The organism is Pseudomonas sp. 11/12A (assembly GCF_000800055.1).
Taxonomy (GTDB): Bacteria; Pseudomonadota; Gammaproteobacteria; order Pseudomonadales; family Pseudomonadaceae; genus Aquipseudomonas; species Aquipseudomonas mohnii.
The window spans coordinates 6,587,375-6,612,526 of the sequence record NZ_JUGV01000001.1 but is presented as its reverse complement, the minus strand read 5'-3'; the positions used below and the strand labels follow the sequence as shown (position 1 = coordinate 6,612,526).

The following is a 25,152-nucleotide window of genomic DNA, read 5'->3' as shown; positions in this document are numbered from 1 at the left end:
CGGCTCTTTGGTCGGACTCAGCCACGCGCGATGACGGCAGCGTCAGCTTCGACCTTTTCGGCCGCTTTCTCGCGGATCAAGCGTTCGAGCTCATCCACGAGATTGTCATTCGTCAGTTTCTGCGACGGCTTGCCGTCGATGTAAATCAGGTTTGGCGTGCCGCCGGTCAAGCCGATATGGGCTTCCTTGGCTTCACCGGGCCCGTTGACCACGCAACCGATGACCGCAACATCCAACGGCACCAGCAGGTCTTCAAGACGCCCTTCCAGCTCGTTCATGGTTTTAACCACATCGAAGTTCTGCCGCGAGCAGCTCGGGCAGGCGATGAAGTTGATGCCACGGGAACGCAAGTGCAGGGATTTGAGAATGTCGTAGCCGACTTTCACTTCCTCGACCGGATCAGCCGCCAACGAGATGCGAATAGTATCGCCAATCCCTTCGGCGAGCAGCATACCGAGGCCCACGGCAGATTTCACTGTGCCGGAACGCAAACCACCCGCTTCGGTGATCCCCAGGTGCAACGGCTGGACGATTTCCTTGGCCAACAGGCGGTAGGCTTCGACGGCCATGAACACATCGGACGCTTTCACGCTGACCTTGAAGTCCTGGAAATTCAGGCGTTCGAGGTGTTCAACGTGGCGCAAGGCAGACTCAACCAGTGCTGCGGGCGTCGGCTCGCCGTATTTTTTCTGCAGGTCTTTTTCCAGGGAACCGGCGTTTACGCCGATACGAATCGGAATTCCGCGATCACGGGCGGCATCGACCACGGCACGCACGCGATCTTCGCGGCCGATGTTGCCCGGGTTGATCCGCAGGCAGTCAACGCCCAGCTCGGCGACACGCAGCGCGATACGGTAGTCGAAATGGATATCGGCAACCAACGGCACCTTGACCAGTTGCTTGATTTTGCCGAAGGCCTCGGCAGCGTCCATGTCCGGCACCGAAACCCGCACGATGTCGACACCGGCTGCTTCCAGACGATTGATCTGTGCAACGGTGGCCGCGACGTCATTGGTGTCGCTGTTGGTCATGCTCTGCACAGCAATTGGCGCATCACCGCCAACCGGTACGTTACCGACCCAGATCTTGCGCGATTCGCGACGTTTGATTGGAGATTCGCCGTGCATGACTTATTGACCCAACTTCAGGCGAGCAGTCTCGCCACTGGTGAATGGAGCAACATCAACTGGCTGGCCGTTGTAGCTCACCTGAGCGCCACGGGCGTAGCCCAGGCGTACGGAAAACGGCGGTTTGCCGCTGACGGAAACGCTATCGCCTTTACGCTTGAGGCCGCTCAACAACACCTTGCCGGTGCCATCGCTCACTTGCGTCCAGCAATCGGCCGTGAATTGCAGTTGAACCTGGCCCTGGCCGGCGACCGGGGCAACCGCTGGAGCTGCAGGCGCCGGGGTGCTTGGGACGCTCGGCGCGGTCACGGTAGGAGCTGGTACGGCGGGCACTGCCGGCGCCGGGGTCGCAGGAGTGACAACCGGAGCCGTGGCGTGCGCAGGTGCAGGTGCAGCTGGCGCAGGTGTGGCCGGCGCTACCGCAGGTGCGGTCGTTTGAGCCTCGGCCGGTGCTGGCGCCGACGTATCGGCCTGCGGCAACGCAAGAGCGGTTGCGCCTTCAGCCTGGCCTTGCGCGACGGCCTGGTCTTCCGGCTCGTCCAGTGGATGAATCTGGGTGGTGCCGTCAGCGCCTTCGACTTCCACGTGCTCCGGGCTCAGGCTGACCAGATCCTTGGTGTGCATCGAGGTCTGATCCTGCCACCAGACAAAACCACCGCCGATCACTGCGATCAGCAACAGCAGACTGACAATTCGCAAGATGGTGTGGGAAACCCGGACCGGCTCTTCGATGCGACCCAGGCTGTGAACGTTACTGCCCTGGGAGTCGGTGCCGGTGGACTGGTCGAACTGCTGGACCAGAACGGCCTGATCCATGCCCAGCAACTTGGCATAGGCGCGAATATAGCCGCGAGCGAAGGTATGCCCGGGCAGCTTGTCGAAAGCGCCGGCTTCCAGATTACTCAGGGAATTGACGGTGAGGTTGAGCTTGAGGGCCACTTCGGCCAGCGACCAGCCATTGCTTTCGCGGGCCTGGCGCAGGGTCTCACCGGGATTCACGCGATTCGCTGCTACAACTTCGGGATGCGCCGCTTTCATCATTGCTCCGACAGGTATTGCTGATATTCCGGTGTACCGGGATAGAGTCGTTTAAGTTGCAGGCCCGCACTGGCGGCCTTGTCGCGATCTTCAAACACTTTTGCCAGTCGAACGCCGAGCAATAGACTACGTGCATTTTGCTCGGTGAGCAGGCTAAAACGGTCGTAATAGTCACGCGCGGGCACATAATGCCTGTCTTCGTAAGACAACTCAGCCATTTCCAGCAATGCGCGAGGCTGCTGGTGGTTCAAGCGCAGGGCTCTCTCCAGTTGCTGCCGGGCCAAATCACGCTGACCGAGCATCGAAGCCGTCATGCCAAGGTTCTCGAACACACGCGAACGCTCAGGATACAGCGTATCGGCCGCCGCCTGCTCAAAGCGCTCATAGGCGTCCTTGTAGCGTTTCTGCTCGAAAAGAAAACTGCCGTAGTTATTGAGGATTCGCGCATCGGCGGGGCGGGATGACAGCGCCTTGCGAAAATGCTGGTCGGCCAGTTCCGGTTCCATTTCAGCCTGGAATACCAGGCCCAGCGCCGCGTTGGCGTCCGGGTCCGCGTCATCCAGCTCCAGCGCTTTCTTCAGCGGTATTTTCGCTCGCTCGGTCATGCCTTGCTGCAAATAGCCGATCCCGAGCTGCACATAGGCTTCACGCGCTTCATCACGGCCCTTGCTGGTCTTCATGGGATTGTAATCGCCCGAAAGAACACAGCCAGCGCACAGGCTGGCCAACAGCAAAAGCAGCGCAAAGCGCAGGGACATAGAGATCCTCTCTTAGTTGTTGTTCGCGGCGTTCTGCGCCATATCGTTGTCGGCGCTCAACTCGCGCACGGCGATATAACGTTCGCTGCGACGGGTGCGATCCAGCACCTGCCCTACCAATTGACCACAGGCCGCGTCGATGTCTTCACCACGGGTGGTGCGGACAGTGACGTTGAAGCCGGCGTGATGTAGCTGATCCTGGAACCGGCGAATGGCGTTGTTGCTCGGCCGCTCGTACCCGGAATGCGGGAACGGGTTGAACGGAATCAGGTTAATCTTGCACGGAATGTTCTTCAGCAACTCGATCATCTCGACCGCATGCTCAACCTTGTCGTTAACGTCCTTGAGCAAGGTGTACTCGATGGTCAGCACGCGCTTTTCGCCCAAGGACGACATGTAGCGCTGGCACGACTCGAGCAGCATCTTAAGCGGATACTTCTTGTTGATCGGCACCAATTGGTTACGCAATGCGTCATTCGGTGCGTGCAGGGACAACGCCAGGGAGACGTCGATGTGCTTGGACAGCTCATCGATCATCGGCACCACGCCCGAGGTGGACAGGGTCACTCGGCGCTTGGAAATGCCATAGCCCAGGTCATCCATCATCAGATGCATGGCGGCAATGACGTTGTCGAAGTTCAGCAGCGGCTCACCCATACCCATCATCACCACGTTGGTGATGGCACGGTCGACGGTCGCCGGGACGCTGCCAAAGGATTTGTTGGCAATCCACACCTGGCCGATCACTTCGGCGGCGGTGAGGTTGCTGTTGAAGCCTTGCTTGCCGGTGGAGCAGAAACTGCAATCCAGGGCACAGCCTGCCTGGGACGAAACGCACAAAGTGCCGCGCTTGCCCTGGGGAATGTACACGGTCTCGACGCAGCTGCCGGACGCCACGCGCACGACCCACTTACGGGTACCGTCGCTGGAGATGTCCTCGCTGACCACTTCCGGACCGCGAACCTCGGCAACAGCCTTGAGCTTCTCGCGCAGGGCCTTGCTGACATTCGTCATAGCGTCGAAATCATCGACGCCAAAGTGGTGAATCCATTTCATTACCTGACCGGCACGGAAACGCTTCTCCCCGATTGAGTCGAAGAATTTTTCCATTTCCTGTTGAGTCAGACCCAGCAGGTTGGTTTTAACAGTCGATGTAGTCATGGATTCACCTTCACTCTTAAGCCAATGCTTAGCGAGTGGTTACTTCAGTAGCTGCGAAAAAGTATGCGATTTCGCGAGCAGCAGCGGCTTCGGAGTCCGAACCGTGTACTGCGTTGGCGTCGATGGATTCAGCGAAGTCAGCACGGATGGTGCCGGCAGCAGCTTCTTTAGGGTTGGTAGCGCCCATCAGCTCACGGTTGCGAGCGATAGCGTTTTCACCTTCCAGAACCTGAACAACAACCGGACCGGAGGTCATGAAAGCAACCAGGTCACCGAAGAAACCGCGCTCGCTGTGCTCAGCGTAGAAGCCTTCAGCTTCGGCTTTCGACAGTTGCTTCATTTTCGAAGCTACAACGCGCAGGCCAGCTTCTTCGAAACGGGAAACGATCTTGCCGATCACGTTTTTAGCAACGGCGTCAGGCTTGATGATGGAGAAAGTACGTTGAACAGCCATGGTGTAACTCCAGAAACGGTAATTTGCGAAAAATTAAACCCGCGAATTATACGCGGGTTCTTGGGTATTGCCTAACTGCGTACGGCGCAGACTCAATCTGCTTCTTCGATCCAGGCGGCCTGAATGGCTTCAAGCACCTTCTCGCCACCGCGGGTCGGATCATCACTGAACTCCGGCAATGCCAGCACCCATTTGTGCAGATCGACGAAGTTCACGTAACGCGGGTCCACTTCCGGCCTGGATTCGGCCAGCTGGATCGCGATTTCCAGCACATCAACCCATTTCAGACTCATTTCATTTCCTTGAATCAGTGCGGCGCTTCGGCCGCATGGTTGAGCGAGTATTTCGGAATTTCGATGGTCAGGTCTTCAGTCCCGACTCGCGCCTGACAGGCCAGGCGCGATTGAGCTTCCAGCCCCCAAGCCTTGTCAAGGTAGTCTTCTTCCAACTCATCAGCCTCTTCCAGCGAGTCGAAGCCTTCACGGATCAGGCAATGACAAGTGGTACAGGCGCAGACGCCACCACAGGCACTTTCCATCTCGATATGGTGCTCATGAGCCAGTTCGAGGATGGACGTGCCAGTCTCAGCCTCCACAACCATACCGTCCGGGCAAAACTTTTCGTGTGGCAGAAAAATGACCTGCGGCATCGTTATTCCTCAATCTCATTCAGGTTGCGCCCCGCCAGCGCGGCTTTCACCGTCGAGTCCAGGCGGCGGGCAGCAAAGGCATCGGTCACTTGCGACAGACGCTTGGTCTGCTGCTCGATGGCGTAACCATCGGTCCCTTTCATCAGTTCGGTCAGTTCCTGCACCTGCGCATCGATAACCAGGCGCTCTTCAGCATCGAGCAAGCGGTCGCCGTCGGCCTCCAAGGCAGCCTGCACCGCCTCGATCAGGCGCTGGGCATCGACCTGCTGCTCACGCAGTACGCGGGCGACTTTGTCGTCATTGGCGTGCTGGAACGAGTCCTTGAGCATCTTGGCGATTTCGCCATCGGTCAGACCGTAGGACGGTTTGACCTGAATGCTGGCCTCGACGCCCGAACCCAGTTCGCGCGCAGAAACACTCAGCAGACCATCGGCATCAACCTGGAACGTCACGCGAATTTTCGCCGCACCGGCCACCATCGCCGGAATACCGCGCAGTTCGAAACGCGCCAGGGAACGGCAGTCACTGATCAGCTCGCGCTCACCCTGCAGCACATGGATCGCCATGGCCGACTGGCCATCCTTGTAAGTCGTGAAGTCCTGGGCGCGGGCGACAGGGATGGTGGTATTCCGAGGAATCACCTTCTCCATCAAGCCGCCCATGGTCTCCAGCCCCAGGGACAACGGAATCACGTCCAGCAGCAGCAATTCGCCACCATCGCGTTTGTTGCCGGCCAACGTATCCGCCTGGATCGCAGCCCCGATGGCCACCACTTGATCCGGATCGATTTCAGTCAATGGCTGACGACCGAAGGCCTCGGCGACCGCTTCACGAACACGAGGCACACGAGTCGAACCACCGACCATGACCACCGCGTGCACTTCTTCCAGCTCGACGCCGGAATCGCGAACGGCGCGACGGCAGGCCTTCAGGCTGCGGGCGACCATTGGTTCGATCAGCGCATTGAACGCTTCCCGGGTCAGCTCGGCCTTCCAGTCGCCATAGGCAACCTCAACGGACGAAGCATGAGTCAGCGCCTCTTTTGCGGCGCAAGCCGTTTGCAGCAAGTTACGTTGCGCGCCCGGATCAAGGTCGGCAGACAAGCCGGCATTCTCGATGATCCAGCCAGCGATCGCATGATCGAAGTCATCGCCGCCCAGAGCGCTATCGCCCCCAGTCGCCAGAACTTCGAATACACCGCCGGTCAGGCGCAGAATCGAAATATCGAAGGTGCCGCCGCCCAGGTCATAAATAGCGACCAAGCCTTCAGCATGCTGATCCAGACCGTAAGCGACCGCCGCAGCCGTCGGCTCATTGAGCAAGCGCAGCACGTTCAGACCGGCCAGTTTGGCCGCATCCTTGGTGGCTTGGCGCTGAGCGTCATCGAAATAGGCCGGAACGGTGATCACCGCGCCCACCAGCTCGCCACCCAGGGTCGCCTCGGCACGCTGGCGCAGGACCTTGAGGATATCGGCGGAGACTTCAACCGGACTTTTAGGGCCCTGGATTGTGTCGATGAACGGCATGTGCGATTCGCCACCGACGAAGCGGTACGGCAGCTGGTCGCCCAATTGCTTGACGTCGGACAGACCACGACCCATCAAGCGCTTGACCGACAGCACAGTGTTCAAAGGATCGGTAGCGGCAGCCAGTTTGGCGGATTCGCCAACTTCGACGCGATCGGCGTGATAGCGCACGGCGGAAGGCAGGATAACCCGCCCCTCTGCGTCAGCCAAAGGCTCGGAAAGACCACTGCGCAACGCAGCGACCAGCGAATTGGTAGTGCCCAAGTCGATCCCCACAGCCAGACGACGCTGGTGCGGTTGAGGACTTTGGCCGGGTTCGGCGATCTGCAGTAGGGCCATCGTAATCAGGACTTATCTGTATATCAGGCGTGCGACCGGAGCGGCACTGGGTTAATCGTCGAGGCGCTCTTCTAACTGGCGCACTTCGTAGGTGAGCTTGTCGAGGAACTGCATGCGCCGCATCAGGCGCTCAGCCCTTTCACGTTGCGCGGCATCGTTCCAGCAAGCTGCGAAGCTTTGGTTCAGCTCATCCTGGGCGGCTTTCAGGCGGCGCTTGAAGGCGGCAACGCCATTCAGGTCTGCACTGTCCTGCAAGTCTTCGAGCTCTTCACGCAGCGCCATTTGCTGCAGAAGAAACTCCGGATCATGTACCGTGACCTCCAGCGGCAGCTCGCCACCATTCAAGGCGAGCAAGTATCGCGCGCGCTTGGGTGGACTCTTGAGCGTCTGGTAGGCCTCGTTGAGGCTCGCGGATTGCTCTAGCGCCAGCCGCTGCTCGCGCTCGGTAGCGTCAGCAAAGCGGTCCGGATGAACGCCGCGCGCCAACTCACGGTAGCGCGTAGCCAGCTGGTCGAGATCCAGATTGAAACTCGGTTGCAGCTCAAATAATGCGAAATGACAAGGAGTACCCACGAGCCGCCTCAGATGTTGAAGCTTTCGCCGCAGCCACATTCACCGCGCACGTTGGGATTGTTGAACTTGAAGCCTTCGTTCAACCCTTCCTTGACGAAATCGAGCTCGGTGCCGTCCAGGTAGGCCAGGCTTTTCGGGTCGATGATCACTTTCTCGCCGTGACTTTCGAACACCTGATCCTCCGCCACCACCTCGTCGACAAACTCCAGCACGTAGGCAAGGCCGGAACAGCCTGTAGTGCGAACACCCAGACGAATCCCCTCACCTTTGCCGCGCCCGTCGAGGGAGCGTCGCACGTGTCGAGCAGCCGCTTCTGTCATGCTGATAGCCATCGGTGACTCCTTACTCGTCGCCAAATCTTGAAAGTCAGATCAAGCCTTTCTTCTGCTTGTAGTCGCGAACGGCCGCCTTGATGGCGTCTTCAGCGAGCACGGAGCAGTGAATTTTCACTGGCGGCAGGGCCAGTTCTTCAGCCAGCTGAGTGTTCTTGATGGTTTCCGCTTCGTCCAGGGTCTTGCCCTTCATCCACTCGGTGGCGAGGGAGCTGGAAGCGATTGCTGAACCGCAACCGTAGGTCTTGAACTTGGCATCTTCGATGATGCCGGCTTCGTTGACCTTGATCTGCAGGCGCATCACGTCGCCGCACGCCGGCGCGCCGACCATGCCGGTGCCGACATCAGGATCTTCCGCGTCCATCTTGCCGACGTTGCGCGGGTTTTCGTAGTGGTCGATGACCTTTTCGCTGTAAGCCATGATTCTTAATCCTCACTCATCAGGGAGTCGCTCTTGAAGCCCTGCAACCCGAAGGTTCGCAGGGCCAGTTTGCGGCGACTTGTAATCAGTGTGCCGCCCACTCGATTTTCGAAATGTCGACACCGTCTTTGTACATATCCCACAGCGGCGACAGTGCGCGCAGCTTGGTAACGGCCTCGCAGACTTTCTGCGCGGCGTAGTCGATTTCTTCTTCGGTGGTGAAACGGCCGAAGGTGAAACGGATCGAGCTGTGCGCCAGTTCGTCGTTGCGGCCCAGGGCGCGCAGTACGTACGAAGGCTCAAGCGATGCCGAGGTGCAAGCCGAACCGGACGAAACCGCCAGATCCTTGAGCGCCATGATCAGCGACTCGCCTTCAACATAGTTGAAGCTCAGGTTCAGGTTGTGCGGAACGCGGGCGGTCAGGCTGCCGTTGACGTACAGCTCTTCCAGGTGCTCGACCTGCTTGAAGAAACGGTCGCTCAAGGCCTTGATGCGCACGTTCTCGGCGGCCATGTCTTCCTTGGCCACACGGAATGCTTCACCCATGCCGACGATCTGGTGGGTCGCCAGGGTACCCGAACGCATGCCGCGCTCGTGACCGCCGCCGTGCATGGCCGCTTCGATGCGAACACGCGGCTTGCGGCTCACATACAGGGCGCCGATGCCTTTAGGGCCGTAGGTTTTGTGGGCGGAGAACGACATCAGGTCGACTTTCAGCTTCTGCAGGTCGATATCGACCTTGCCGGTGGACTGAGCAGCGTCGACGTGGAACAGGATGCCCTTGGAACGGGTCAGCTCGCCGATGGCGGCGATGTCGTTGATAGTGCCGATTTCGTTGTTCACGTGCATGACCGAAACCAGGATGGTGTCGTCGCGCAGCTCGGCTTCGATCATCTCTGGCGTGATCAGGCCGTCGGTGCGAGGCTCGATGTAGGTGACTTCGAAGCCTTCACGCTCCAGTTGGCGCATGGTGTCGAGGACAGCCTTGTGCTCAATCTTGGTGGTGATCAGGTGCTTGCCTTTGGTGGCGTAGAAATGCGCCGCGCCCTTGATTGCCAGGTTGTCGGATTCGGTGGCACCGGAAGTCCAGACGATTTCGCGCGGGTCGGCGTTGACCAGGTCGGCCACCTGACGACGAGCGTTTTCGACGGCCTCTTCAGCTTTCCAGCCAAACACGTGGGAACGGGACGCCGGGTTACCGAAGTTCCCGTCGACCAGCAGGCATTCACTCATTTTTTGCGCGACACGCGGATCAACCGGGGTAGTCGCAGAGTAATCAAGGTAAATCGGCAATTTCATGGACTATCTCCTAAATCAGGCTGGCTGGCGCGCCGTTGGCTCTCTGGCTGTCATTCGACGGCGGACGCTTCAATCTTGTCCAGGCGTGGCGCCTTGCTGTTGCAACGGCGTTGATCCTGGCGCTGGGCTACTTCTTGTACCTCACGGCGAGTCACAAGGTCAGCCAAGCTGATACCGCTCAGAAATTCGTGAATCTGCAAGCTCAGGTCGCACCACAGGTGGTGAGTCAGGCAGGTATCGCCCGAATGGCAATCACCCTGCCCCTGGCATTTGGTGGCGTCGACCGATTCGTTTACCGCATCGATCACCTGGGCGACCTGAATGCCCTGCATGTCGCGCGACAGCTGGTAGCCGCCGCCAGGACCACGGACGCTGGACACCAGATTGCTACGGCGCAATTTGGCAAAAAGCTGTTCGAGGTAGGACAGGGAGATGCCTTGGCGCTCGGAGATATCGGCCAGGGACACGGGCCCGTGCTGCGCGTGCAACGCCAGGTCAAGCATGGCGGTCACGGCGTATCGGCCTTTTGTAGTCAGTCGCATGGACAATTACCACGGAGTTCGGAATGGGGCGAGTATGCAATTCCTGAGTATTTAAGTCAACTATAAGACCTAGTACTTTAGTCAGGTTTACCCGCAAAAGAGCGCGCGCATCATAGCAGGGTCTGCGACCCAATGGCACACCGCTTAGCGCTGTGCCACTGCCTATTTGCGACCCGCCGCGGAATCAGCTGGCCTGACTCTGGTTCTTGTCCTTCACGCAGGCGAAATCTTCTTCGCGCAGCTCGGGCAAGTCCTTGGCACAGTAATTACTGCCCAGATCCTTCAGCGCCCCGCACATCCCCTCCAGACGTCCATCCACCGCCTGCAGGTGATCGAGCAACTGGTTGATGGCACGCGCCACCGGGTCCGGCATGTCCTCGCTGACACCGTAGGCATCGAAACCGATCTTCTCGGCCATCGCCTTGCGCCTGGCGTCCTGCTCTTCGTCGGACTTGACGATGATCCGCCCCGGAATCCCGACCACGGTCGCACCCGCCGGAACAGCCTTGGTGACCACGGCGTTGGAACCGACCTTGGCCCCCGCACCCACGGTGAACGGGCCCAGCACCTTGGCACCGGCGCCCACCACCACCCCATCCTCGAGAGTCGGGTGCCGCTTGCCCTTGTTCCAGCTGGTGCCGCCGAGGGTCACACCTTGATAGATCGTGACGTCATCGCCGATTTCAGCCGTTTCACCGATGACGATGCCCATGCCATGGTCGATAAAGAAGCGACGACCCACCTTGGCGCCCGGATGAATCTCGATCCCGGTCAACCAGCGCCCGAAGTTCGACACCAGCCGCGCCAGCCATTTCAGGTCCGCGCGCCACAACACCGACGACAGGCGATGGATCCAGATAGCGTGCATGCCCGGGTAGCAGGTCAGGACTTCAAAAGCGTTACGCGCTGCCGGATCACGATGGAAAACACTCTGGATATCTTCACGCAAACGCTCGAACATCATTAATCCTTCCGTTTCAGAAGCTCGCCACGGGCCGCTTTTTGGGTTTCCGTGAGGATGCCACGCAAAATATTCATTTCCGCCCGGCTGACCGAGCTGCGTCCGTATAACCGGCGCAGGCGCGCCATCAAGTGCCGTGGCTTTTCCGGATCGAGGAACTCAATGGCCACCAGGGTTTGCTCCAGGTGCTCATAGAATCGCTCCAGCTCATCCATGGTCGCCAGCTCAGCGCTTTTGACCGATGCCACCTCTTCCTTCTCGACTTTGGTCGGCTGACCTTGAGCGGCCAGCCAGGCCATGCGCACTTCATAACTCAACACCTGCACCGCCGCCCCAAGGTTCAGCGAGCTGAACTCAGGGTCTGAGGGGATGTGCACGTGATAATGACATCGCTGCAGCTCTTCATTGGTCAGGCCGGAATCTTCACGACCGAACACCAGGGCGATCTCGGCGCCTTGCGCAGCCTCCTCAACCACTTTCGAACCGCATTCGCGAGGATCGAGCAGCGGCCATGGAATACGACGATCACGAGCACTGGTGCCCAGCACCAGATTGCAGCCGACCAAGGCATCTTCCAAAGTGGCGACGACTTGCGCTTTTTCAAGGATGTCACCGGCACCGGAGGCACGGGCGTCGGCCTCGTGATGCGGGAACAGCCGTGGCTCAACCAGCACCAGCCGCGACAGGCCCATGTTCTTCATGGCACGCGCAGCCCCGCCGATATTGCCCGGATGGCTGGTATTGACCAGCACGACACGAATGTTTTGCAGCAAGGGAGGCGCTCTCGAACACTGAATTAAGGAGCGGAATCTTACAGCTCATCCTACCGTTAAGCCACGAAAGCGAACGTTGACCTTCACCTGTAGAAACTTTCTGATAGAATGCCCGGCTTTCTTTAACAACCTTAGGTGACACATCCATGCAGCCCATGCTGAATATCGCGCTGCGCGCCGCCCGCAGCGCCAGTGAATTGATCTTCCGCTCCATCGAGCGCCTGGATACCATCAAGGTCGACGAAAAAGACGCCAAGGATTACGTATCCGAGGTGGATCGCGCCGCCGAACAGAAAATCATCGATGCACTGCGCAAGGCCTACCCGAATCACTCGATCAGGGGTGAAGAAACCGGCCTGCACGCCGGCACCGGCATCGAAGGCGAAGAGTACCTGTGGATCATCGATCCGCTGGACGGCACCACCAACTTCCTGCGCGGCATTCCTCACTTCGCTGTCAGCATCGCCTGCAAATACCGTGGTCGCCTGGAACACGCCGTTGTTCTGGACCCGGTTCGCCAGGAAGAATTCACCGCCAGCCGTGGTCGCGGCGCTCAACTGAACGGTCGTCGCCTGCGCGTCAGTGGCCGCACCAGCCTGGAAGGCGCCCTGCTGGGTACCGGCTTCCCGTTCCGTGACGATCAAATGGACAACCTCGACAACTACCTGGGCATGTTCCGCGCCCTGGTGGGCCAGACCGCCGGCATCCGCCGCGCTGGTTCGGCGAGCCTGGACCTGGCCTACGTGGCGGCCGGCCGTTTCGACGCGTTCTGGGAGTCGGGCCTGTCCGAGTGGGACATGGCGGCAGGCGCCCTGCTGATTCAGGAAGCAGGCGGCCTGGTGAGCGACTTCACCGGCGGTCACGACTTCCTTGAAAAAGGCCACATCGTTGCCGGCAACACCAAATGCTTCAAGGCAGTCCTGACGGCCATCCAGCCGCACCTGCCGGCCTCGCTGAAGCGCTAAGCTTCCCGCGACAAAAAAGCACCCTTCGGGGTGCTTTTTTTATGCCTGGAATTTGCCCTCAAAAACACCATGCCCCCCCCTGTAGGGGCGAGCCTGCTCGCGAAGAACTCAATGACGCCGCGTTAATCCTGAATACCCGCGTAATCGTTGACGATCATCGCGAGCAGGCTCGCTCCTACAGGAAGGGGATTGCGGTGGTGCGTGAATCGCGGGCACAAAAAAAGCACCCCGAAGGGTGCTTCTTTTCGAGTCTCACGCCTGAGCTTATTGGCCCTGCTGATTCTGCGACAAGATCAACTTGCCTTCTTTATCCACAGGAATCTGGTTACCCGGATCGCGATCCATCCGCACCTTGCCTTCCTTGCCATCCAGCGAATACCGCACGTCGTAGCCCACGACCTTGTCACTGATGTCATTCACCGTATTACAACGGGTTTGGGTTGTGGTGTAGGTGTCGCGCTCCTGCATGCCTTCCTGAACCTTGTTACCGGCGTAACCACCACCGACCGCACCTGCGACCGTGGCGATCTTCTTGCCGGTGCCGCCGCCAATCTGGTTACCCAGCAGACCACCTGCCAAGGCACCGACCACCGTACCGGCGATCTGATGTTGATCTTTCACCGGCGCTTGCCGGGTGACCGTGACGTCCTTGCACACTTCACGTGGAGTCTTGATTTGTGTCTTGACCGGCTCAACGGCTAAAACCTGAGCAAACTCAGGGCCGCTTTTTTTAACCAGGCTGTAGGTGGCCACAGCACCCCCGGCAGTCACACCGACAGCACCCAGTACCGCACCAACCAGCATCGACTTGTTCACATGAACCTCCTGACCATCACCTGCGGAACGTGTCCGCGCTTCTCCCAGCCTTGGAGCATAAAAAAAGGCGCGAGTTCAACTCGCGCCTTTCAGGGCTTGCAACCGGGAAAACGATGGCCGTTATGGACGGTCGTCGACTTCCTTCTCGGTGGCCGCCGGAGGAATCAGGTCCTCGGAGTTCAGGTTCAGCCAGATCAGCACCACGTTCGCGATGTAGATCGACGAGTAGGTACCCGCCAGAACACCGATGAACAGGGCGATGGAGAAGCCGAACAAGTTATCGCCACCGAAGAACAGCAGTGCCGCAATCGCCAACAAGGTGGAGATCGACGTCGCCATGGTCCGCAGCAGGGTTTGCGTGGTCGAGATGTTGATGTTCTCGATCAGGCTGGCCTTGCGCAGTACCCGGAAGTTCTCGCGAACCCGGTCGAATACCACGATGGTGTCGTTGAGCGAGTAACCGATGATCGCCAGTACCGCCGCCAGCACCGTCAGGTCGAAGGTGATCTGGAAGAACGACAGGATACCGATGGTCACGATCACGTCGTGGATCAAGGACACGATCGCACCGACCGCAAACTTCCACTGAAAGCGGAACGCCAGGTAGATCAGGATGCCGCCCAGCGCCATCAGCATGCCGAGGCCGCCCTGGTCGCGCAGCTCTTCACCCACCTGCGGGCCGACGAACTCGACGCGCTTGACCGTTGCCGGGTTATCGCCGCCAACCTTCTGCAGCGCTTCAGCGACCTGATGACCCAGTTGCGGGTCTTCACCTGGCATACGCACCAGCAAATCAGTCGTCGCACCGAAGCTCTGCACGATGGCCTCGTGGTACCCGGAGGTCACCAGTTGCTCACGCACCTTGGTGACGTCGGCCGGACGCTCGTAGGTCAGCTCGATGAGCGTACCGCCGGTGAAGTCCAGGCCCCAGTTCATGCCCTTGTGGAATACGCTGAAAATGGCCAGCGCACTGAGGAACAATGTGACGCCGAACGCAAAGTTGCGAACGCCCATGAAGTTGATTGTACGTAACATGGCAGCCCCTTAAATCCACAACTTCTTGAAGTCACGACCGCCGAAGATCAGGTTGACCATCGCGCGGGTCACCATGATGGCCGTGAACATCGAGGTAAAGATCCCGAGGGACATGGTCACTGCGAAGCCCTTGACCGGGCCTGTGCCCATGGCGAAGAGAATCCCGCCGACCAACAGTGTTGTCAGGTTGGCGTCGAGAATGGCGGTGAATGCCCGGCCGAAGCCTTCGTTGATTGCCCGTTGTACGGTCATGCCCGCGGCGATCTCTTCACGGATCCGCGAGAAGATCAGCACGTTGGCGTCGACCGCCATACCCATGGTCAAGACAATACCGGCGATACCCGGCAGGGTCAGCGTTGCACCCAGCAGCGACATCAGGGCCAGCAGCAGCACCATGTTCACCGCCAGTGCGACGGTGGCGATGATGCCGAAGAAGCGGTAGATGGCGATGATGAACAGCGAGACGAACAGCATGCCCCACAGCGATGCATCGATACCCTTGGTGATGTTGTCCGCACCCAGGCTCGGGCCAATTGTGCGCTCTTCAGCGAAGTACATCGGAGCGGCCAGACCACCGGCACGCAGCAGCAGCGCCAGTTCGGACGACTCGCCCTGGCCGTTCAGGCCGGTGATGCGGAACTGGGCACCCAACGGCGACTGAATGGTCGCCAGGCTGATGATCTTCTTCTCTTCTTTAAACGTTTGTACCGGTACGTCTTTCTCGACGCCGTCGACCACTTGCTTGACGTAGGTGGTCACCGGACGCTGCTCGATGAAGATCACCGCCATGCTGCGACCCACGTTGCTGCGGGTCGCACGACTCATCAGCTCGCCACCATGACCATCCAGACGGATGTTCACTTCTGGCGTGCCATGCTCGCCGAAGCCAGCCTTGGCGTCGGTCACCTGGTCACCGGTGATGATCAGGCCACGCTCGATCTGTGCCGGCGGACGCTTGCCTTCACGGAACTCGAAGGTTTCGGAAGTGGCTTTCGAAGCGCCAGGCTCTGCGGCCAGACGGAATTCAAGGTTGGCCGTCTTGCCCAGGATACGCTTGGCTTCGGCGGTGTCCTGTACGCCCGGCAGCTCAACCACGATGCGGTTGGCGCCCTGACGCTGGACGATTGGTTCAGCAACACCCAGCTCGTTGACGCGGTTACGGACCGTGGTCAAGTTCTGCTTGATGGAGTATTCGCGGATTTCCGCCAGCTTGGCCGGGGTCATCGCCAGACGCAGCACCGGTTGGCCATTGAGGTCAGCCGAAACAATGTCGAAATCGTTGAAGTTCTTGCGCACCAGCGCACGGGCCTGTTCGCGGCTCGCTTCATCAGAGAAGCCCAGCTGAATGGCACCGCCCAGTTGCGGCAGGCTGCGATAGCGCAGTTTCTCTTTGCGCAACAGGCTCTTGACGTCGCCTTCGTAGACTTTCAGGCGTGCATCGAGGGCTTTGTCCATGTCCACTTCCAGCAGGAAGTGCACACCACCGGACAAGTCCAGACCCAGCTTCATCGGGTGCGCGCCGAGGTTGCGCAGCCATTGCGGGGTGGTTTGCGCCAGGTTCAGTGCAACGACGTAGTCATCACCCAATGCCTTGCGCACGACGTCCTTGGCAGGCAACTGGTCTTCCGCCTTGACCAGGCGAATCAGACCGCCCTTGCCATTGGCGGCCAGTGTCGCGGCCTTGACGTTGATCCCGGACTCTTTGAGCGCTGTGCTCACACGGTCCAGATCAGCCTGATTGACCTGCAGGGCAGTGCTCGCGCCGCTGATTTGAATCGCCGGGTCATCAGGATACAGATTGGGAGCGGAATAAATCAGACCGACCGCCAGCACCGCCAGGATCAGAATGTATTTCCACAGAGGGTATTTGTTCAGCATCACGCCGCCCGCTTATGACGCGGGGCGCCTTGCGCGCCCCGTCGATTGAGTAGAAGTTGGAACTTAGATCGCTTTCAGCGTGCCTTTTGGCAGCGTGGCGGCGATGGCGCCTTTCTGGAATTTCATTTCGACGGTGTCGGAAACTTCCAGAACGACGAAATCGTCGGCCACTTTAGTGATCTTGCCGGCGATGCCGCCGGTGGTCACAACTTCGTCGCCTTTTTGCAGGCTGCTCAGCAGGTTCTTCTGCTCTTTGGCGCGCTTGGCCTGTGGACGCCAGATCATCAGGTAGAAGATGACCAGGAAGCCGACCAGGAAAATCCACTCAAAGCCGCCACCCATTGGGCCGGCAGCGGCCGGTGCAGCAGCGTCAGCCATGGCATTAGAGATAAAAAAGCTCATTTAGCACTCCAGTTGCAAATGTTGAATCTTGGGGTCAGAAAACTCAGTCCAAAGGCGGAACAGGTAACCCGCGTTTGGCGTAGAAGGCATCGACAAAGGCGGCCAATGTACCCTGTTGAATAGCCTCGCGCAAACCAGCCATAAGCACTTGATAATGACGCAAGTTATGGATGGTATTGAGCATGCTCCCCAGCATTTCGCCGCACTTGTCCAGGTGATGCAGATAAGCGCGGGAGAAGTTCTGGCAGGTATAGCAATCGCAGGTCGGATCGAGCGGCGAATCATCATGGCGATGGAACGCGTTTCGGATCTTCAGCACGCCAGTATCAATGAACAGATGCCCGTTGCGGGCATTACGGGTTGGCATCACGCAATCGAACATGTCCACACCGCGGCGCACACCCTCAACCAAGTCTTCCGGTTTGCCAACGCCCATAAGGTAACGAGGTTTGTCAGCCGGCATCATGCCCGGTAGATAATCCAGCACCTTGATCATTTCATGCTTCGGCTCACCCACCGACAGACCGCCAATGGCCAGGCCGTCGAAGCCGATCTTGTCCAGGCCTTCCAGGGAGCGCATGCGCAGGTCCTGGTGCATGCCGCCCTGAACGATGCCGAACAGCGCCGCCGTGTTGTCGCCGTGGGCTTCTTTCGAACGCTTGGCCCAACGCAGGGACAACTCCATGGAAATGCGGGCAACGTCTTCGTCGGCCGGGTACGGCGTGCATTCGTCGAAAATCATCACGATGTCCGAGCCCAGGTCACGCTGGACCTGCATCGACTCTTCCGGGCCCATGAACACCTTGGCGCCGTCGACCGGAGAAGCGAAGGTCACGCCCTCCTCCTTGATCTTGCGCATGGCGCCCAGGCTGAACACCTGGAAACCGCCGGAGTCGGTCAGAATCGGACCTTTCCACTGCATGAAATCGTGCAGGTCGCCGTGCTTCTTGATCACTTCCGTGCCCGGGCGCAGCCACAGGTGGAAGGTGTTGCCCAGAATGATTTCAGCGCCGATCGCCTCGATATCCCGTGGCAGCATGCCCTTGACCGTGCCGTACGTGCCCACCGGCATGAAGGCCGGGGTCTCGACGGTACCGCGCGGGAAGGTCAGACGACCGCGACGAGCCTTGCCATCGGTGGCCAGCAACTCGAAAGACATACGACAGGTGCGACTCATACAGTTTCCTCTGGGCCCGATTCTTTAGGGGCAGTCGGCGCAGGATTACGCGTGATGAACATCGCATCACCGTAGCTGAAAAAGCGGTACCCGTTATCGACGGCTGCCTTGTAGGCCGCCATGGTCTCGGGATAACCGGCGAACGCCGAAACCAGCATCAACAGCGTGGATTCGGGCAAATGGAAGTTGGTGACCAGGGCATCGACCACATGAAACGGCCGGCCCGGGTAGATAAAGATATCGGTGTCGCCGCTGAACGGCTTGAGCACGCCATCACGCGCGGCGCTTTCCAGGGACCGCACACTGGTGGTCCCCACCGCCACCACGCGCCCACCGCGAGCCCGGCAAGCGGCGACCGCATCCACCACGTCCTGGCCGACTTCCAGCCATTCGCTGTGCATGTGGTGGTCTTCGATCTTGTCGACACGCACCGGCTGGAAGGTGCCGGCGCCAACGTGCAAGGTCACGAACGCAGTCTCGACGCCCTTGGCGGCAATCGCCTCCATCAGCGGCTGATCGAAATGCAGCCCCGCCGTCGGCGCCGCCACCGCGCCCAGGCGCTGGGCGTACACCGTCTGATAACGCTCGCGGTCCGAGCCTTCATCCGGGCGGTCTATATAAGGAGGCAGCGGCATGTGCCCGACGCGGTCGAGCAGCGGCAACACCTCTTCGGCAAACCCCAGCTCGAACAATGCATCGTGCCGCGCCAGCATCTCGGCCTCGCCACCGCCGTCGATCAGGATCTTCGACCCCGGCTTGGGCGACTTGCTGGAGCGCACATGGGCCAGCACGCGATGACTGTCCAGCACTCGCTCCACCAGGATTTCCAGCTTGCCGCCAGAAGCCTTCTGGCCAAACAGCCGCGCCGGAATCACCCGGGTATTGTTGAACACCATCAAGTCGCCGGGGCGCAAATGCTCCAGCAAATCAGTGAATTGACGGTGTGCCAGGGCGCCGCTGACCCCATCCAGGGTCAACAGGCGACTATTGCGACGCTCGGCCAAAGGATGGCGGGCAATCAGCGAATCAGGGAGCTCGAAGGTAAAGTCAGCAACGCGCATGATGGGGTGTCGTCTAGCAGGGCCGGGAAGTCTAGCGGAAATATCAAAAATTCTCCATGTACCTGATTGACCGACGGTTATCACCTCTCTATACTTCGCCGCCATTGAGCCCTGATGGCGGAATTGGTAGACGCGGCGGATTCAAAATCCGTTTTCGAAAGGAGTGGGAGTTCGAGTCTCCCTCGGGGCACCAAAATTAAGAAAGGTCTTGCTTAGCAAGGCCTTTTTTTTCGCCTATAGAAAAGTAACCGCCACGCCGCCAAAACCTGTGGGAGCTGGCTTGCCAGCGAAGCTTTTGATCTGCCCTCCCACACCACCCGCACCGCCGGAACATTTCACAAGGATTCCCCCCATGGAATTACACCTGGAAACCGTCGCCCTCTTCTCCCTCAAACTGGCATACGAATCGGAAGATTCAAGCCCGATTTTGCGGGATGACCTGGTGATGGGGGATTACCAGCGGGATGTGTTTGAGTTGCTGGTGCGGCGGGGGGATGTTGAGGCGATCCAGGTGAAGGTGGATGAGTGTGTGGGGTTGGCGCTGGAGGCGGTTGGGGGTGTGGATAAGCCGTTGGGGCGGGAGTTGCGGAGGTTGGCGGAGGAAGTGGCCGGGGTTCAGATGATGGAGCAGATTGGTGCACCGATTGTGGCGCTTAAGGATTATCTGAAAGACATTCAACGAATGACGGTGTGACCTAAAAAAGCGGGAGCGCCCGTAGCAGGGCTGAAATTGGTTGCCGTGTTCATCCGATAATCTGTCCCCTTTTCCCCCTGCCTCTATGTCATTTGCACCAGGTTGTTGTTCACAGGTTTGTTGCGCGAGTACATCGTTTGGACTATGCAGTATCTTCGGAATGCCCTATTCAATGGAGTGATTCATGGCTAATTACGGGCTATTTATACTTCTGGCAACCTTGACCGTGCTTAGCCCCGGCCCAGGGGTGGTGTTGACGATTTTAAACTCCCTGCGGCATGGCTAGACTGGCTCGCTGCCCGGTATCTTTGGAGCTCCACTCCCCCTTACTAATCTCTCCTACTCTTCGCCCTCCAACATGCAATCAAATCATTCCCCTGAATCACGTCCTGAGCTTTATATATGAATGACGGAGGAAAGACAGGGCGCCCCGACAACCATATAAAATATTAGCTCACACATCCCGCGAGTCGCGCTAAAACGAGCATGACACTCCACATATATGGCAAGGCATACACTACCGTGCACACAATCAAAAACTTATGAAGATTTCGCTGCAAATTTGGACGTCGATTCTTGTCGTCATCACTGTTGACTTTATCCACACTATTGATTGCTGCAATTAGTTCTGGAGGGCCCAAAGCCAGCAATTTCCTGGCTCGCGCTTGATGATGCTTAATCCAGAACCTAGACTTATCTACAAAAAGCATGGCCATGTAATTAATTAACACTAACAAGACCACCAGAACTAGCATCTGAAATGTATTTGAAACTACTTTATCCGCGGCAACCCATGCCAAAGCCCCAGTAGTAACTGCTATTACAAGACTGCTAAAAGCCAACCGTTGATTCTCGTGCTGCGCGATGCGCTCATACTGCAACAAATAAATATCTTTCCATTCATCATTCACCATTTTTCACCAACTCCTTTTATCGACTTCAATAAGAAACACATACCTTCACCCCTCCTCCCGGAATAGGGCTTACAACTCATTAAAAATCGTCTCGCAAATCATTGCTGTCCTTTCCCCATTCAACATCTAAAGAAGATATGCGAAAAACAAGGAAATAGACCACATTTCACTTCTGAGCAAGGGCCGAAGGTTGCAGCAAAGAGATCTGCACGATACCCTCCCTACCGTCGCTGCCAATTCAGCGACCGGGTGTGAGAGCCCGAAATAATCAAGGCGCAAAGCGCCCCAAAACCTGTCGTGGCGTTTTTTTTCGTCTGCGATATGGCTTTATGGCGGCTGTGCGTGGGAGACCTTCGGGTCTACCGGTTGCCTTGATTGCCGGTTTCTCACCCCGCGCACAGCTGTCACCCAAGCCCGTGAGAAGGCCGTGGCAGCTCCTCAAATCAAGGACGTTGACCATGACCAATACAAATCCGTTTGAAATTTGGCTTTCCCCCCTACTCAACCCCCAGTCACATAACCCCCTCCCCCACCACCTCTCCCTCATCGGAGGTGGCCAATGACCCACCAAACCGAACTCAAAACCATCGGCCTGACACCCGCCATCTACTGCGCGGATCAAGCGCTGTTCCACGTCACTCGCGGCGTTCCTCTTGGCGATGCGTTGTCCATGGCCTCCGATTTTCTGTTCCTGGCCAAAACCCTCACCGAAGATGCTGCCTACGCCACAGACACCGACCGTCACGCCTGGGCGGCGCATTATCTGACTTCGATGAGCAAGGCGTTGGTGGATGATGCGGTGAAGGTGCTGACGCGGGATCGGGCTTGTGCGGCGGTATCCAAGCGGGCGGGGGCCAAGGCTGACGCTTAGTGGTTGAGACCTGCGGGGGTGGGCGGTTTGTGAGGGTGGTGGCTGATTCAGCATTTCAGTTGGCTGGGCTGGCGCTATTGCGAGCAGGCTCGCTCCCACAGGGGTTCGTTTGATGGCTGGTACTCAGGCTTGGCCTTGAGGCTTTTCGGGTTTTTTTGTATTCGGCTCAGGGAATGGCTTTCGATTAATGGCGCAATGGATCAATGCCTCTGCACGCAGGGTTTAATGCCTGTGGATAGGTGTGCTTCAGCGAGTCTGAAACTTCATGTTACCGAGCCAAATTGACCGGAAAGCGTGCGGATCGACAATCTCCCGTCTCGACACGATGTCGCACGGAGATTTGTCATGGACAAGGACACGCCAGAGAAAACCCCTTTCGATGACATTTGGCGTCGAAAACGCCCGAACGGTGGCGCCTCGTGGGCCGCCTGGAATCCGCCTCCCGAGCCAGAGCGGGTCTATATCGCCAAGGATGAATGGCCGCTCCCCAAGGAGCGGACCGATCTGGTTTTTGCCAAATCCTGCGTCTCTGAAAATTGGTGCAGCACTCAAGTCGGCACCTCCACTGTCCCCGCCTCAGACTTCGGAAAAGTCATGCTGGCTGGGGCCATGCTTGTCCCCTCGGCTGCTGAGGCGGCCAGCCTCGCTCTAGGCTTTGACGCTGTGCTGGGGCGGATTGCCGGTGGCGGCATCCTGCAACAGGGCTTCACCTGGGCCATACGCGGGGTTACAGGTCCTGCTGGAGTGTTCGTACTGGGCATGCTCCCGAGCAAGATGGCCGACGGCACGCTCTACACCGACAGGCAACTGCGCAGCATGACCCGCGCTCCCACCCGCGTGCGGTTTCAGTTCCGCCGTGATGCCGAGGGCGTGTTGCAGGTTTACGGCATCCATACCGGCCCAACAGGGGACGACTCGGTACGTACGGTGCAGGCCAAGTGGAATGCCACCAGGACCGCAATAGAAGCCGAGCTGAACGGCGCCACCATCCTGTGGACGCCTAGAGAACGATCAGGCATTCCGGCGATGGTCCACCCTGACGCCAGCAACAGCCAAGGCACCCTGCTCGTACACCCGATCTCGCAAGGAACAGACTCTCAGATCGAGGGCTATCCGTCAGGGGACGACATAGAAACCGATGACTGCATTCTGGTCTTTCCAGCAGACTCTGGACTGAGTTCGTTGTATTTGGTGTTTTCGCGGCCCGCCCGACTCAATTCCGGCACCGTTACAGGACAAGGCGAGGACGTTACGGGTATCTGGCTTGCTGGGGCGGGCACAGCGCTAGGCTCGCCAATTCCGACGCAGATTGCCGATAAGCTCCGAGGCCGTGAGTTCTCAAACTTTGATAAGTTCAGGGAGGCGTTTTGGGTGGCAGTAGCGAATACCCCCGAGCTCTCGGAGCAGTTCATACCGGGGAACGTCGAACGGATGCGCAATGGCTTATCGCCAAAGGTTCGCAAACTGGATAGAGCAGGAGAGCGGACATCTTTTGAATTGCACCATGTTATCCATGTCGCCAGTGGGGGCGCTCTCTATGATGTGGACAACTTGCGTGTGAACACGCCTAAAAACCACATTGAAAACCACCGGGTAAAGCAGCCATGAAAAGAACCATTTCTGACTTCACAGAAGTCGAGTTCATTACGTTCATAAATACTGTGCTCGCAGCCAACACAAGCCCAGATGAAATTCTTGATCCGTTGCTATTTGAATTCGAGCGCCTTAGTGAACACCCTGCCGGATCTGATCTCATTTATTGGCCGGAAGATATGAGCAAAACCCCGACAGCCGAAAGTATCACCGAAACTGTAAAAAAGTGGCGCGAAGCTAACGGGTTGCCTGGTTTCAAGCAGTAGCTTCTGGGATGCCACGTGCTCTGGTGCGGTTGAAATGTACGATCCCCAGCGGAAACATCCTGTGGGGGTTAAATCCAGAGACGCGGAAAAGAGGGCGGATATTTTTTCGTTAGGCCGATGCTTGGCAGGTTTTTTGGTTGGAATACAAAACTGACCTGCACACTTTTCCATAGCACCAACAGACAACAACGAAAGACTCTTTCGGCATCACAAGGACGTATCAATGCGGCAAATCGCCCTCAGCAACAAGCCACTCAGAGGCGTTCACCGCCGCCTTCGCGCGCTGGAACACTGGGCCTGCAGTTTTCGCGACCAGTTTCACCCGCGATCCGTGCACATGGAGCGCTACACACATTGGAAGATTCCTGTGCACGAGGCCCTCGTCCAAGGCCCTCAAGCCAGGATCGAAGTTCAGGCCTTCTGCATTCAGCAACTGCTCGAAGCTGCTAGCCATCTCTCCAACGCCGCTGACCGCTCAAAGGGTTATTACCGGGTCGCGTGCCTGCTGGTGTGGCCATGGGTTCATCTGAGTGAGATCACCCTCTTCTATGACCGGGACTACTATCTGGGTTTTCTCGGTGAAACCAACTCGCTCAAGCCAGAGCGGATCAGTCATGCTCTTGCGTTGCGCACGCCAGCGCATTTCATCGAGCACGGGCATGACGTAACTCAATCTGAAGATGAGGTCGCAATACAGTGGTGGTGTATCGGCGAACCGGCCTGACGGCTTAGGCGAGCAGGAATCGTATGAAAAAAGGGACAGGTTCATTCTCGGAATCGATCCAACAATAAATCTGTCCTCTTTTTGCAGATTTGTTGCGCGAGGACATCCTTTGGGCTAAGCAGTGTCTTCGGAATGCCCTATTTAATGGAGTGATTCATGGCTAATTACGGACTGTTTATCATTCTGGCAACCTTGACCGTGCTTAGCCCCGGCCCTGGGGTGGTGTTGACGATTTCCAACTCCCTGCGTCATGGCTGGACAGGCTCGCTGCCCGGTATCTTTGGTATCGCGTTGGGTGCTTTTGTCGTCGCGGGTATTTCCGCCAGTAGCGTTGGGGTGATCCTGGCCACCTCGGCCACTGCGTTCACCCTTCTCAAGTACGTGGGTGCAGCGTACTTGTTGTATCTGGGGATCAAGATGTGGCGTGCCACGAGTTTTATCCCCGAACTCAAAGTCACCTCCTCGCGTCCGTGGCGTCGTTTTTCCGAGGCGTTGTCGATTCAGTTGCTGAATCCCAAGGCCGGTTTCTTCTTTCTCGCAGTATTCCCTCAGTTCATCCAATCGGAGGGTAACTACTACAGCCAGTTCTTCTTGCTGGTGTCGTCCTATAGCTTGCTCGTCCTACTGGTTCATACCGGATATGCCCTCATGGCCAACAGTGCAAGAAGCTGGCTCACCACGAACAGTGGCGCCCGGATTGTCGGCAAACTGTCGGGCACAACCTTTTTTTGCTTTGGCGTGCTGATGGCCTCGGCCAGCAAATAAACTGACTTGGATGATTTCGAAAAAGGGGCACAGATTA

29 protein-coding genes, 1 tRNA gene and 1 pseudogene are annotated in these 25,152 nt (G+C 58.2%); 9 read left to right on the top strand and 22 right to left on the bottom strand.

Features of this window, described 5'->3' with window-relative positions; translation table 11 throughout:
• Window positions 1-17: 17 nt before the first annotated feature.
• From ispG to trmJ, 15 genes are all read right to left on the bottom strand, one after another.
• Complete coding sequence (ispG, locus tag GQ39_RS30245) at window positions 18-1,127, bottom strand: flavodoxin-dependent (E)-4-hydroxy-3-methylbut-2-enyl-diphosphate synthase (RefSeq protein WP_020795607.1); 1,110 nt, start codon at window positions 1,125-1,127, stop codon at window positions 18-20.
• A gap of 3 nt (window positions 1,128-1,130) precedes the next feature.
• Complete coding sequence (locus GQ39_RS30240; RefSeq protein WP_047538097.1) at window positions 1,131-2,165, bottom strand: RodZ domain-containing protein; 1,035 nt, start codon at window positions 2,163-2,165, stop codon at window positions 1,131-1,133.
• The gene (gene pilW / locus GQ39_RS30235; protein ID WP_047538095.1) at window positions 2,165-2,923 is read right to left on the bottom strand and encodes a type IV pilus biogenesis/stability protein PilW; all 759 of its coding nucleotides are present in this window, start codon (window positions 2,921-2,923) and stop codon (window positions 2,165-2,167) included. The genes GQ39_RS30240 and pilW overlap by 1 nt, the downstream gene beginning before the upstream one ends.
• 12 nt (window positions 2,924-2,935) lie before the next feature.
• Window positions 2,936-4,084 carry a 23S rRNA (adenine(2503)-C(2))-methyltransferase RlmN gene (gene rlmN, locus GQ39_RS30230; RefSeq protein ID WP_047538092.1) on the bottom strand — a complete coding sequence of 383 codons (1,149 nt, stop codon included), beginning with the start codon at window positions 4,082-4,084 and terminating at the stop codon, window positions 2,936-2,938.
• Between the two features lie 28 nt (window positions 4,085-4,112).
• Window positions 4,113-4,538 carry a nucleoside-diphosphate kinase gene (ndk, locus tag GQ39_RS30225; RefSeq protein WP_047538089.1) on the bottom strand — a complete coding sequence of 142 codons (426 nt, stop codon included), beginning with the start codon at window positions 4,536-4,538 and terminating at the stop codon, window positions 4,113-4,115.
• 92 nt (window positions 4,539-4,630) lie between these two features.
• Window positions 4,631-4,831, bottom strand: coding sequence for a Fe-S cluster assembly protein IscX (iscX, locus tag GQ39_RS30220; RefSeq protein WP_047538086.1), 201 nt, complete (start codon window positions 4,829-4,831; stop codon window positions 4,631-4,633).
• A 14-nt stretch (window positions 4,832-4,845) separates the two neighbouring features.
• Window positions 4,846-5,187, bottom strand: coding sequence for an ISC system 2Fe-2S type ferredoxin (gene fdx / locus GQ39_RS30215; protein ID WP_047538082.1), 342 nt, complete (start codon window positions 5,185-5,187; stop codon window positions 4,846-4,848).
• A gap of 2 nt (window positions 5,188-5,189) precedes the next feature.
• On the bottom strand, window positions 5,190-7,052 hold the full coding sequence (gene hscA, locus GQ39_RS30210; protein ID WP_047538080.1) for a Fe-S protein assembly chaperone HscA: 1,863 nt from the start codon (window positions 7,050-7,052) through the stop codon (window positions 5,190-5,192).
• A gap of 51 nt (window positions 7,053-7,103) precedes the next feature.
• Window positions 7,104-7,625, bottom strand: a complete 522-nt coding sequence (gene hscB / locus GQ39_RS30205) for a co-chaperone HscB (RefSeq protein WP_047538077.1) — start codon at window positions 7,623-7,625, stop codon at window positions 7,104-7,106.
• 8 nt (window positions 7,626-7,633) lie between these two features.
• Complete coding sequence (gene iscA, locus GQ39_RS30200) at window positions 7,634-7,957, bottom strand: iron-sulfur cluster assembly protein IscA (RefSeq protein ID WP_003227904.1); 324 nt, start codon at window positions 7,955-7,957, stop codon at window positions 7,634-7,636.
• Window positions 7,958-7,991: 34 nt separating this feature from the next.
• A complete protein-coding gene (gene iscU, locus GQ39_RS30195; protein WP_028620148.1) occupies window positions 7,992-8,378 on the bottom strand; it encodes a Fe-S cluster assembly scaffold IscU in 387 nt (128 codons plus the stop codon).
• Between the two features lie 85 nt (window positions 8,379-8,463).
• On the bottom strand, window positions 8,464-9,678 hold the full coding sequence (locus tag GQ39_RS30190; protein WP_047538066.1) for an IscS subfamily cysteine desulfurase: 1,215 nt from the start codon (window positions 9,676-9,678) through the stop codon (window positions 8,464-8,466).
• 50 nt (window positions 9,679-9,728) lie between these two features.
• A complete protein-coding gene (gene iscR / locus GQ39_RS30185) occupies window positions 9,729-10,220 on the bottom strand; it encodes a Fe-S cluster assembly transcriptional regulator IscR (protein ID WP_003227911.1) in 492 nt (163 codons plus the stop codon).
• A 184-nt stretch (window positions 10,221-10,404) separates the two neighbouring features.
• Window positions 10,405-11,181 (bottom strand): serine O-acetyltransferase, encoded by a 777-nt coding sequence (cysE, locus tag GQ39_RS30180; protein ID WP_047539332.1) that lies wholly within the window; start codon window positions 11,179-11,181, stop codon window positions 10,405-10,407.
• A 2-nt stretch (window positions 11,182-11,183) separates the two neighbouring features.
• Window positions 11,184-11,954 (bottom strand): tRNA (cytosine(32)/uridine(32)-2'-O)-methyltransferase TrmJ, encoded by a 771-nt coding sequence (gene trmJ / locus GQ39_RS30175; RefSeq protein ID WP_047538063.1) that lies wholly within the window; start codon window positions 11,952-11,954, stop codon window positions 11,184-11,186.
• 146 nt (window positions 11,955-12,100) lie between these two features.
• On the opposite strand from trmJ, the gene suhB reads away from it, so the two are divergent.
• The gene (suhB, locus tag GQ39_RS30170; protein WP_047538060.1) at window positions 12,101-12,919 is read left to right on the top strand and encodes a type III secretion system regulator SuhB; all 819 of its coding nucleotides are present in this window, start codon (window positions 12,101-12,103) and stop codon (window positions 12,917-12,919) included.
• 264 nt (window positions 12,920-13,183) lie between these two features.
• Here suhB and GQ39_RS30165 read toward each other — a convergent pair whose 3' ends face one another.
• The 6 genes from GQ39_RS30165 to queA all read right to left on the bottom strand — a co-directional run bounded on the left by GQ39_RS30165 (window position 13,184) and on the right by queA (window position 19,288).
• Complete coding sequence (locus GQ39_RS30165) at window positions 13,184-13,735, bottom strand: glycine zipper 2TM domain-containing protein (protein WP_047538056.1); 552 nt, start codon at window positions 13,733-13,735, stop codon at window positions 13,184-13,186.
• Between the two features lie 120 nt (window positions 13,736-13,855).
• Window positions 13,856-14,770: a protein translocase subunit SecF gene (gene secF, locus GQ39_RS30160; protein WP_047538052.1), complete on the bottom strand. Its 915-nt coding sequence runs from the start codon at window positions 14,768-14,770 to the stop codon at window positions 13,856-13,858.
• 9 nt (window positions 14,771-14,779) lie between these two features.
• A complete protein-coding gene (gene secD / locus GQ39_RS30155) occupies window positions 14,780-16,648 on the bottom strand; it encodes a protein translocase subunit SecD (protein WP_047538049.1) in 1,869 nt (622 codons plus the stop codon).
• A 63-nt stretch (window positions 16,649-16,711) separates the two neighbouring features.
• Window positions 16,712-17,050: a preprotein translocase subunit YajC gene (gene yajC, locus GQ39_RS30150; RefSeq protein ID WP_007916913.1), complete on the bottom strand. Its 339-nt coding sequence runs from the start codon at window positions 17,048-17,050 to the stop codon at window positions 16,712-16,714.
• A 43-nt stretch (window positions 17,051-17,093) separates the two neighbouring features.
• A complete protein-coding gene (tgt, locus tag GQ39_RS30145) occupies window positions 17,094-18,209 on the bottom strand; it encodes a tRNA guanosine(34) transglycosylase Tgt (protein ID WP_161793961.1) in 1,116 nt (371 codons plus the stop codon).
• A 14-nt stretch (window positions 18,210-18,223) separates the two neighbouring features.
• Window positions 18,224-19,288: a tRNA preQ1(34) S-adenosylmethionine ribosyltransferase-isomerase QueA gene (queA, locus tag GQ39_RS30140; RefSeq protein ID WP_047538040.1), complete on the bottom strand. Its 1,065-nt coding sequence runs from the start codon at window positions 19,286-19,288 to the stop codon at window positions 18,224-18,226.
• Between the two features lie 108 nt (window positions 19,289-19,396).
• Here queA and GQ39_RS30135 point away from each other — a divergent pair.
• The 3 genes and pseudogenes from GQ39_RS30135 to GQ39_RS33460 all read left to right on the top strand — a co-directional run.
• Window positions 19,397-19,481: transfer RNA gene (locus tag GQ39_RS30135), tRNA-Leu, on the top strand.
• A gap of 159 nt (window positions 19,482-19,640) precedes the next feature.
• The gene (locus GQ39_RS30130) at window positions 19,641-19,982 is read left to right on the top strand and encodes a hypothetical protein (RefSeq protein ID WP_047538037.1); all 342 of its coding nucleotides are present in this window, start codon (window positions 19,641-19,643) and stop codon (window positions 19,980-19,982) included.
• 184 nt (window positions 19,983-20,166) lie between these two features.
• Window positions 20,167-20,265, top strand: a pseudogene (locus GQ39_RS33460) (LysE family translocator); the annotation flags it as partial.
• A 166-nt stretch (window positions 20,266-20,431) separates the two neighbouring features.
• On the opposite strand, the gene GQ39_RS30125 reads toward GQ39_RS33460, so the two are convergent.
• On the bottom strand, window positions 20,432-20,896 hold the full coding sequence (locus GQ39_RS30125; protein ID WP_047538035.1) for a hypothetical protein: 465 nt from the start codon (window positions 20,894-20,896) through the stop codon (window positions 20,432-20,434).
• Window positions 20,897-21,455: 559 nt separating this feature from the next.
• Here GQ39_RS30125 and GQ39_RS30120 point away from each other — a divergent pair.
• The 5 genes from GQ39_RS30120 (at window position 21,456) to GQ39_RS30100 (ending at window position 25,115) form a co-directional block, all read left to right on the top strand.
• Window positions 21,456-21,767: a DUF3077 domain-containing protein gene (locus GQ39_RS30120; protein ID WP_047538032.1), complete on the top strand. Its 312-nt coding sequence runs from the start codon at window positions 21,456-21,458 to the stop codon at window positions 21,765-21,767.
• Window positions 21,768-22,112: 345 nt separating this feature from the next.
• Complete coding sequence (locus GQ39_RS31070; protein WP_081997999.1) at window positions 22,113-23,375, top strand: S-type pyocin domain-containing protein; 1,263 nt, start codon at window positions 22,113-22,115, stop codon at window positions 23,373-23,375.
• Window positions 23,372-23,626 carry a bacteriocin immunity protein gene (locus GQ39_RS30110; RefSeq protein ID WP_047538029.1) on the top strand — a complete coding sequence of 85 codons (255 nt, stop codon included), beginning with the start codon at window positions 23,372-23,374 and terminating at the stop codon, window positions 23,624-23,626. The genes GQ39_RS31070 and GQ39_RS30110 overlap by 4 nt, the downstream gene beginning before the upstream one ends.
• Window positions 23,627-23,849: 223 nt before the next feature.
• A complete protein-coding gene (locus GQ39_RS30105; protein WP_047538026.1) occupies window positions 23,850-24,350 on the top strand; it encodes a DUF3916 domain-containing protein in 501 nt (166 codons plus the stop codon).
• 156 nt (window positions 24,351-24,506) lie between these two features.
• Window positions 24,507-25,115 carry a LysE family translocator gene (locus GQ39_RS30100; RefSeq protein WP_047538023.1) on the top strand — a complete coding sequence of 203 codons (609 nt, stop codon included), beginning with the start codon at window positions 24,507-24,509 and terminating at the stop codon, window positions 25,113-25,115.
• Window positions 25,116-25,152 lie beyond the last annotated feature (37 nt).

Coding starts and splice junctions, on each gene's coding strand:
- ispG (WP_020795607.1), bottom strand. CDS start 1,127: ATGCACGGCGAATCTCCAATCAAACGTCGCGAATCGCGCAAGATCTGG.
- GQ39_RS30240 (WP_047538097.1), bottom strand. CDS start 2,165: ATGAAAGCGGCGCATCCCGAAGTTGTAGCAGCGAATCGCGTGAATCCC.
- pilW (WP_047538095.1), bottom strand. CDS start 2,923: ATGTCCCTGCGCTTTGCGCTGCTTTTGCTGTTGGCCAGCCTGTGCGCT.
- rlmN (WP_047538092.1), bottom strand. CDS start 4,084: ATGACTACATCGACTGTTAAAACCAACCTGCTGGGTCTGACTCAACAG.
- ndk (WP_047538089.1), bottom strand. CDS start 4,538: ATGGCTGTTCAACGTACTTTCTCCATCATCAAGCCTGACGCCGTTGCT.
- iscX (WP_047538086.1), bottom strand. CDS start 4,831: ATGAGTCTGAAATGGGTTGATGTGCTGGAAATCGCGATCCAGCTGGCC.
- fdx (WP_047538082.1), bottom strand. CDS start 5,187: ATGCCGCAGGTCATTTTTCTGCCACACGAAAAGTTTTGCCCGGACGGT.
- hscA (WP_047538080.1), bottom strand. CDS start 7,052: ATGGCCCTACTGCAGATCGCCGAACCCGGCCAAAGTCCTCAACCGCAC.
- iscA (WP_003227904.1), bottom strand. CDS start 7,957: ATGGCTATCAGCATGACAGAAGCGGCTGCTCGACACGTGCGACGCTCC.
- iscU (WP_028620148.1), bottom strand. CDS start 8,378: ATGGCTTACAGCGAAAAGGTCATCGACCACTACGAAAACCCGCGCAAC.
- GQ39_RS30190 (WP_047538066.1), bottom strand. CDS start 9,678: ATGAAATTGCCGATTTACCTTGATTACTCTGCGACTACCCCGGTTGAT.
- iscR (WP_003227911.1), bottom strand. CDS start 10,220: ATGCGACTGACTACAAAAGGCCGATACGCCGTGACCGCCATGCTTGAC.
- cysE (WP_047539332.1), bottom strand. CDS start 11,181: ATGTTCGAGCGTTTGCGTGAAGATATCCAGAGTGTTTTCCATCGTGAT.
- suhB (WP_047538060.1), top strand. CDS start 12,101: ATGCAGCCCATGCTGAATATCGCGCTGCGCGCCGCCCGCAGCGCCAGT.
- secF (WP_047538052.1), bottom strand. CDS start 14,770: ATGTTACGTACAATCAACTTCATGGGCGTTCGCAACTTTGCGTTCGGC.
- secD (WP_047538049.1), bottom strand. CDS start 16,648: ATGCTGAACAAATACCCTCTGTGGAAATACATTCTGATCCTGGCGGTG.
- yajC (WP_007916913.1), bottom strand. CDS start 17,050: ATGAGCTTTTTTATCTCTAATGCCATGGCTGACGCTGCTGCACCGGCC.
- tgt (WP_161793961.1), bottom strand. CDS start 18,209: ATGTCTTTCGAGTTGCTGGCCACCGATGGCAAGGCTCGTCGCGGTCGT.
- queA (WP_047538040.1), bottom strand. CDS start 19,288: ATGCGCGTTGCTGACTTTACCTTCGAGCTCCCTGATTCGCTGATTGCC.
- GQ39_RS30130 (WP_047538037.1), top strand. CDS start 19,641: ATGGAATTACACCTGGAAACCGTCGCCCTCTTCTCCCTCAAACTGGCA.
- GQ39_RS30125 (WP_047538035.1), bottom strand. CDS start 20,896: ATGGTGAATGATGAATGGAAAGATATTTATTTGTTGCAGTATGAGCGC.
- GQ39_RS30120 (WP_047538032.1), top strand. CDS start 21,456: ATGACCCACCAAACCGAACTCAAAACCATCGGCCTGACACCCGCCATC.
- GQ39_RS31070 (WP_081997999.1), top strand. CDS start 22,113: ATGGACAAGGACACGCCAGAGAAAACCCCTTTCGATGACATTTGGCGT.
- GQ39_RS30110 (WP_047538029.1), top strand. CDS start 23,372: ATGAAAAGAACCATTTCTGACTTCACAGAAGTCGAGTTCATTACGTTC.
- GQ39_RS30105 (WP_047538026.1), top strand. CDS start 23,850: ATGCGGCAAATCGCCCTCAGCAACAAGCCACTCAGAGGCGTTCACCGC.
- GQ39_RS30100 (WP_047538023.1), top strand. CDS start 24,507: ATGGCTAATTACGGACTGTTTATCATTCTGGCAACCTTGACCGTGCTT.